Consider the following 7768-nt stretch of genomic DNA (forward strand, 5'->3'; position numbering starts at 1 on the left):
GCATCGTTCACAATGATGTGACCGTCCCTCGTCTTGGCATAAGAACCTGCGCCGAAGCTGGCGAACTGCGTCGTGGAGATGCTGGGAAACTGCGTTAGCGGGACACCTTTCAGACCGATCTCAGCAGGAGCCGGCTGCGGGCGGCTGAAATTCTCTTCCGAGACGTAGCCGATACGAGCCTCATTCGAAATACGAGGAGAGAAGATATGGCTCCAGGACATCTCATAATGATCGTCAACCCAACCGTTTATTGCGGACGTGTTCGCCGCATTCGGAATGAACTGAACCGGCTGGTTGGTTGGCCCGTCACGCGAGAACTTTGCCCAGATGTGGTCATAGTCCGAAGCGTTGAAGTCGACACGGTCCGCATTGTAGAGATAGCTGCTGTGAGCTACAGGATTGACGCAGTAGTTATTGGTCACAGCGCCGACGGTATAGCTGCAGTTGGGCTGGGGGAAGAAGGAGAGGATGCTCATGCCCACGGGATCAAGCCGATTGGTGGGAATGATATTGCCTTTGAATGCGGTCCTGCTGATCTTGCCGTTGGCAACGACCGTCGTGTTCGGATCGTAGACAGTAGGCGTAGCGCCGCCCAACGCGGAAGGTCCGGAGAAATCACCATTGCGCTCGGCCACTGTGGGCACGTTGGTGTTCAACGTGCTCGCTGAGTTATTCAGCGTATTCTCCCAATCCGTAAAGAAGTACAGCCGATGCTTGCGTCCGTCAAAGATCCGCGGAAGCCATACCGGTCCGCCCAGCGAGCCGCCGAAGTAGTTGAATGACTGCGCCGGAATCACCGCGTTTGGAGCCGTGAAGTATCCGCGCGCATTCAGCGCCTGCGAGCTGTAGGACTCGAAGGCCGAACCATGAAACTTATCCGTTCCGGACTTCGTGGTCGTAAGAATCGCGCCGCCGCCAGTCTGGCCATACTGGGCTGAGAACGGCGACGTCAGTACCTGCAGCTCTTCTGTTGAGTCGGGCGTAGGAATCAGACCATAGGTGCCATCGACGCCCATGTTGCTGGGCAGGCCATCGATGATGATGGGATTCGAGACCGGCCTGCCACCACCCAGCGAAAGATTATTCACATTGGAGTAGTCCTGGCTGGTACTGGAGGCGCCCGCGAAGGTCTTTGTGATCAGAAACTCATTCGCGCCCTTGCTTCCCGTCGTCTCCGGCAGATCGACCAGTTCCTGTCCGCTGAGCTCGCCGCCGATCTGCGCGTTCACGGTGTTCAGCGTGTTGGAATCACCGGTGACCGTGACGACTTCAGAGGTGGCTCCGGGCTTGAGCAGCGTGTCGACGACAAGTTCCTGGTTCAACACCAGGTTTTGCGCGTTCGTTACGTACTGGGCAAAGCCGCTCCTCTCAAAGCGGACCGTATAGCTGCCCGGCTTCAAGAAGGAGACACGATACGCTCCGGACTTGTTCGTTACCGTCCTGTAATCCGTTGCCGTGCTGTTCTCATGCACGGTAACGGCGACGTCGGGAATCACGGCTCCGTCCGCATCCTTAACAAGGCCGCTGATCGAGGCATAGAAGGTTTGCGCAAAGACAGGTCCACTCAACAACAGCGTGCAACACAGCGCCACTGCGGCGAAGAGCAGCCCTGATCTCCTGCCGTCTCCTCTGGAGCGGCGCCGGGATACCCAGCAACAGGGAAAATGCTCTAGTACATGGGAGAAAAAGATGGTGCGGTTCATAAAGTCTCCAAAACTTTCGGTGTTCGTCATCGCAGGCGAAACGTGGAGAAGGCCCGCTGCTCTCGAAGAGGCGGGAAGATTCAGGCTCGATGATGTGAACAGTAACGACCGGATGTTAATAGGTGACAAAACGATCCCAAATTATGTGAATTATTTTCACAACACAAAACACATCCTAATCGATGGCACACCTGTTCCTCTTTGCATTCCATTCCCACAGATCACGCTATAATCGTGCGGACGCCCATAGGATTGCCAGACCGGAATGAGTGAAACTGCTGAACATTCAAGACTTGATTCGATCGTGCAGTTGTTAAAAATGAACACATCAGCGTCCATCGCTGAGATCGCCGAGAGTGTTCACGTCTCGCAGATGACCGTACGCCGCGATCTGCAAAAGCTGGTCGAAGCCGGACAGGTCATCCGCATTCCAGGTGGAGCCCGCATCGRGCACTGGCGCGGAGCCGAGCGCAGCTTCTTCGAGCGCCTGGAGAAGATGTCGCACGCCAAGCGCAGCATCGGTGCGGCCGCCGCAGCCCTGGTGAGCGACGGAGAATCCGTGGTGCTGGATTCCGGCACCACCACGCTTCACGTCGCGCGTGAGCTGCGCGCCCGCCGGAATGTCGTGGTGTTCACCTTTTCCCTGGCGGCACTGGAAGAACTCACCTCTGCCGAGGGCATTCGGGTTGAACTCACCGGCGGGGTGTACCGTCCCAGCAGCCATGACCTCATCGGACACGCGGTCGCGAAAAGCCTGACCTCGATCTTTGCCGACACCGTGATCTTCGGCGCCGCGGCCGTCTCATTCAGCCGGGGCGTTATGGTCCACGATCCCGATGCGCAGCATGAGCTGCTGCAGGCCGGCAAACGCAAAGTCCTAGTCGTCGACAGCAGCAAAATTGGAACGGAGGCGACCTATCGCCTCTGTGGTATCGAGGACTGCGATCTGATTCTTACGGACAAGGGAATCTCGCCGGAGGACCTGGCACGCCTGGGACAGATGACGAAGGTTCAAGTCGCAACGCCCTAATATTAACGTTCCTTGTACAGCGGTTCGGTAGCCTGTGGCAGAATGCCATCGCCACGAACCAGCGAACTGGAATCACACGGTGTTGAGGAACATGTCGCGGCAGCGCTTGCGACAACGCGCGACTTCTTCACGCCCGAAACCCCAGTCCTGCTTGCGCGCGCCCCTGGACGGCTGGATGTGATGGGCGGGAACGTCGACTATACCGGTGGCGGGGTCCTGCAGGGCCTGTTGCGGGAGGCAGTATGGGCGGCCTGCCAGTCTCGCCCTGACGAGACCGTGCATGTGCTCAATCCCGGCGCCGCTCGCTATGGCTGGAAGACAGAATTCGACCTCAGCCTGAGCGAATTATCCGATGCGAATGCCATACAGGCGATGTGCAACGCAGAGGAAGGCAGCTTCTGGGGACGTTATGTCCTGGGAGCGGTCTACTTCCTCAAGAGTCAGTCCGAAGGAGCTGAGACACTGGACGCACCAGGCGGCCTCAACCTCTTCCTCCATTCCGACCTTCCTCCCAACAAGGGAGTCAGTTCCTCGGCTGCGCTGACCATCGCCGCCCTCAAAGCCATCTCTGCCGCCTGGGGCATTCCACTGAGTGCCGTGGCCCTGGCAACCGCGGGGCAATGGGTTGAGAACGTTGTCGCCGGAGCCGCGTGCGGCATCATGGATCAGGCCGCGATTGTGCTGGGCAGAGACAGCCATCTCCTTCCCATACTCTGCCAACCCTGCCATCCCTCCCCTGCCATCGCTCTGCCCGACGGTCTTCGGATATGGGGCATCGACTCGATAGCGCCTCGCTCCACCACTGGCGCGGCCTACGAAGCTGCGCGTGCCGCGGCGTTCATGGGATACCGCATGATCTGCAAGAAGGAGGGACTTGCGGTCAGCCCCGATGCAAGCTCAGGCATTCCACGCTGGGTTGATGCGCGCTGGAATGGCTATCTTTCCAACCTGCCTCACCCGGTGTTTCGTACGTACTATGAGCATTGGCTTCCCAAGTCGCTTACAGGCCATGAGTTCCTTGAGCGTTACGAAGAACACATCGATCCCTTCACGGCGATTGAGCCATCGCGGGAGTATCCAGTGCGTGCGGCCGTCCGCTACGCCGTCGAAGAAAATTTCCGGGTGCGGATGGCGAGTTCGCTATTCGAAGCCACCGCATGGGATGTATCGGAAAACAATCTCCAGTTGATCGGCAAGATCCTCTGCCAGTCGCACCATGCCTATAGCGAGTGCGGACTCGGATCGCAGGCGTGCGACGACCTGGTAAACCGCGCGCTGAAGGCAGGTTTTCCAGGGGCAAAGATGACCGGTGGAGGCGCCGGAGGCGTCGTCGCCATTCTTGGCCGCGCGGAGGACCGTAAAAAAATCCTCAGACTCGCGGAAGAGTACGCTCTCGACCGCGGCGCAACCCCGCACATCTTTGAAGGCAGTTCCGACGGGACCGACGCCTTCGGTCTACGTACGCTGCAGTTCAAAGCCGGCAAGGGATGGGTGTGTTGCTAGAGCATTTCTCCCGTTGCTGGGTATCCCGAAAGTGGAGTGCAACGGCGTTTTCATTGCGGAAAACGCCCAAAACTATGGAATCCCTACACTACACCTACAGGAGAAATGCTCCAGCACGCGCTTTCGGCCGAGGCCAATTTCTCGGCGCCATTCTGATGTTGCTGACCGCCAATCTCCTGTGGGCCGGCCAGGGAGTCGCGGTGAAGCTGCTCTCCGGCACTCTTGGCCCTTTGGCGATCGCGCTTTTCCCGCTCTACTGCATCACTCTTCTCGGGCTGGGAGTGCTTGCCATCCATGGCAACCTCACGGAACGATTTCGCGCTGCCTGGAGACACCGCCGCGAGTTCTTTCTTGCCGGAATCTGCGGACAGCTTATGGCTCAGGTAGGGATGACGCTGGGCGTCAGCTGGTCAACCGCCTCCAATGGCGCCATCCTGAGCCTGCTGATTCCTATCTTTGGCGCCATCATTGCTGTCTGGTTGCTGCGGGAACGGCTTTCCCTGCTTCGGGTAAGCGCACTGCTGATGGGATTTGCCGGAGTCATCCTGCTGTCACCGATTCATCGGGCCACCAGTCCCGGCACCCGCATCCACGAGATCGCCGGCAACTGGCTTATCGCCATCGGCTGCTTCGGCTCCGCGTTTTACAACGTGTATTCCAAGCGTCTTCTCGAATATTTCAACGGACTTGAGACCCTGTTCTTCAGTTACCTGTCCACGATGGTCTTCAGCCTGCCCGTGCTCTTTCTGCTGGAGCCCAACTGGGTGCGTAACCTGTCTCATCTGACCATGACGCAGTGGAGCGCATTCGGCTATCTCGCCATCTTCCTCTACGGCGTTTCGATGGTGCTCTTCCTCCGCGCTCTCGAATCGGTGGACACCATCCTCGCATCGGCTTCGCTCTACCTGATGCCGATCTTCGGTGTGGCTCTGGCCTTCGGCATTTTGAGAGAGCGCATCGCTCCGCACGCCCTGCTCGGCTCTGGAATCGTGCTCTTTGCGACCCTCCTTCTCTTCCGCTACGACTACGCAATCTAGAGCATTCCGCCGGGGGCTCAATTGTTAATAATTAACATCCTTCCGCCCAAGCGACGGAAAGACGACTATGCTCTTATTTTGTGAGGGCTAACCGGCCATACCCCGAAATCGAAAACCTCCTTTCTCCGCAGCAGGAAGGCACGAAGAGTGTTAATTATTTTCGGAGGGAGAAGGGGCGATTTGTCATCTCCACCGATCCCAGCTCGCTGGATCCCGAGGCCGTCTACGGATTTCTCTCCGAAGCCAAATGGTGGGGGGCTGATCTCACACCGGAGTCACTGCATCGCGCGCTGCGTCATTCGATCTGCTTTTCACTGCTGGAAGAAGGACGTCAGATCGGAATTGCGCGCATCATCACCGACTATGTGACCTACGCCTATCTCTGCGACGTGTTTATCGTCGAAGAGCGCCGCCGGCAGGGCCTTGGGACGTGGTTGATCCGTTCTGTCCTTGAGCACCCAGATCTGAAATCGCTGAAGAGGGTCTCGCTCATCACCCACGACGCCCAGAGCTTCTATCTCGGCCTCGACTTCCACTTCGCGGCTCATCCTGACTGGTATATGGAACGGTATCTGGACAAGGTCTATCAGCCGTTCAATCTTTGAAACTCAGGCCTCGATCGTAATACCGGGTCTTCTCTGCATAACCCAGAGCAATATGCCATCCTCAGTGACAGGTTCGATAGAGCGGATGGCCTACCCGGAACTTGCCGGATAGGCCATCGCCACGGTCGTCACGGATAGAGGGTCGCCGGTTTGATCTCCGGTGAGCCTTCACCGGCGTACTCGAGCAGCTTCTGCAGCTCCGCTCTGAGCTCCTTCGCCTTCTCTACATACTCCTTGCGGCCCGCAAGATTGGTGAGCTCGTGCGGATCGTTGCGCTGGTCATAGAGCTGCCACTCGAGATAGGTGGGGCTCTCAGACTTTTTAGCTCCGGAGATGTCAGCCACACAGTAGGTCCACTCCGGTGTGCGGATCGCGCGGGCGGTCATGGACTCGCTGATCTGGACCAGTTCCTTATTCGGCCAGGCCTCGCGARCCGCCGTGTCGTTCAACAACGGCAGGAAGCTGCGTCCCTTCCATGTAGATGGCGCCTGCACTCCCACAGCTTCCAACAGCGTGGGAGCGATGTTGATGATGCCCGTGAGCTCGGGAATCTGCTGCGCTCCGTTGAACCCCGGACCATCGATGATGAGCGGAATGCGGATCGAGCTGTTGTGTGTGGACCGCTTGTACTCCTGGTTGCGGGTCATGAAGTGGCAGCCATGGTCGCTCATGAAGACGAAGATGGTATTGTCGGCCTGGTTGGTCTCCTGCAGTATCTTGCGCAGACGGCCAACGGAAGCATCAATGCTTTCGCAGGCGCCGTAGTAGTCAGGCAGTTGCTGGTGCCAGTCACCCGGAAAGGCGCGAAGATCCGGCGGAACATGGGCATTGATGAATCGCTCGGCCGAGCCCTTGGGGCCGACCATGCGGTTCTCGTCGTTCTGCTGGTGCGGCTCAAGCTGCGAGACGAAGAGGAAGAAGGGCTTGTCATGCTTCTGGCGAAGGAAGCGCTCCGCGCGATCGGTCAGGAAGTCGACGCGGTATTGGTTCTCGAACTTGATCTCCTTCCCGTCGCCGTCGAAGAGTGAGCCGTAGTAGGGGTGTGAGGTGTGTTCGAGAGCGTTAGCGCCCTCCCACAGATCGAGAAAGCCGCCACGATACTCGGGTGGAACGTAGCCGGGACCACCGCCCTGTGCCGCGGCTGCAGGCGAGAGATGCCACTTCCCGATCAGGTTAGAGGTATAGCCTGCCTTACGAAGCTCTCCCGCGAGTGTGGGCAACTCCGACTTCAGGCCCGGGGTGAAGTTCTTGCCGCGGCGCGCCATGGCGTCGAGATTCGGTGTGCGGGTGGAGCTGTTTGCCCCATTCACACCGACAAAGTCCCGGCGAAACTGGTCAGAGAGATAGACGATGATGTTCGGCTTCGACTTCGGAGCAGAACTTGCGGTGCGCTGGCCCTGAGCTTCCGTGACAGACGCAGCCGAGCCGAGGACCGCCCCACCGGCGGCAGCAGAGGTGTTGCGGAGGAACTGGCGACGATTCATGCGACTTTCTTTCTCCTTGGAAGTAGAACTTGAGGCTCGCCTGCAGCTCACGCGGATCGGCTCGCCAAAGCTCGAAGGGTAACTCGCGTAAAGTCTTCATCGCCTCTTTCTCGTGGGAATTGTCCTGTAGGTGTTGTCGAGTAGCCGCGGTTACCGTCATACAGGTGATGCATGCCCGCACTGTACTCTTCGGCACTCCGCCCCGCCAGAGCCGCAACCCGCTTGGAGCTTCAATATAGTCAGAAGGCCTAGTGCGATCCCTACAACCTTTTGACAGGCCGGAAGCCGTTACCAACTCTAGGGTGTGTCATCAAACTCCTGTCATCAGCGCCGGGAGCAGATTTTTTCGAGATCGAGGAATGAGAAGAGAACTGTGGCCGGTCCACTGGAACGACGAGTGACGAAG

At 58.4% G+C, this 7768-nt stretch carries 6 protein-coding genes; 4 read left to right on the plus strand and 2 right to left on the minus strand.

The genetic code is table 11. From position 1 onward, the window contains the following. A partial coding sequence (locus AB4043_RS08720; RefSeq protein WP_442306871.1) for a carboxypeptidase regulatory-like domain-containing protein occupies positions 1–1703 on the minus strand: 1703 nt, incomplete at its 3' end. 265 nt (positions 1704–1968) lie between these two features. On the opposite strand from AB4043_RS08720, the gene AB4043_RS08725 reads away from it, so the two are divergent. From AB4043_RS08725 to AB4043_RS08740, 4 genes are all read left to right on the plus strand, one after another. Continuing rightward, entirely contained in the window at positions 1969–2733 is a 765-nt protein-coding gene (locus AB4043_RS08725; protein WP_442306872.1) for a DeoR/GlpR family DNA-binding transcription regulator, read from the plus strand. Between the two features lie 42 nt (positions 2734–2775). Then, positions 2776–4236 (plus strand): GHMP family kinase ATP-binding protein, encoded by a 1461-nt coding sequence (locus AB4043_RS08730; RefSeq protein ID WP_442299964.1) that lies wholly within the window; start codon positions 2776–2778, stop codon positions 4234–4236. Positions 4237–4310: 74 nt separating this feature from the next. Beyond that, on the plus strand, positions 4311–5273 hold the full coding sequence (locus AB4043_RS08735) for a DMT family transporter (RefSeq protein ID WP_442299965.1): 963 nt from the start codon (positions 4311–4313) through the stop codon (positions 5271–5273). Positions 5274–5353: 80 nt separating this feature from the next. Beyond that, a complete protein-coding gene (locus AB4043_RS08740; RefSeq protein ID WP_442299966.1) occupies positions 5354–5878 on the plus strand; it encodes a GNAT family N-acetyltransferase in 525 nt (174 codons plus the stop codon). A gap of 128 nt (positions 5879–6006) precedes the next feature. Here AB4043_RS08740 and AB4043_RS08745 read toward each other — a convergent pair whose 3' ends face one another. Further along, positions 6007–7362, minus strand: a complete 1356-nt coding sequence (locus AB4043_RS08745) for a sulfatase-like hydrolase/transferase (protein ID WP_442306873.1) — start codon at positions 7360–7362, stop codon at positions 6007–6009. Positions 7363–7768 lie beyond the last annotated feature (406 nt).

This window comes from Terriglobus sp. YAF25, assembly GCF_052113305.1.
GTDB lineage: Bacteria > Acidobacteriota > Terriglobia > Terriglobales > Acidobacteriaceae > Terriglobus.

Coding starts and splice junctions, on each gene's coding strand:
- AB4043_RS08735 (WP_442299965.1), top strand. CDS start 4,311: ATGGAATCCCTACACTACACCTACAGGAGAAATGCTCCAGCACGCGCT.
- AB4043_RS08730 (WP_442299964.1), top strand. CDS start 2,776: ATGCCATCGCCACGAACCAGCGAACTGGAATCACACGGTGTTGAGGAA.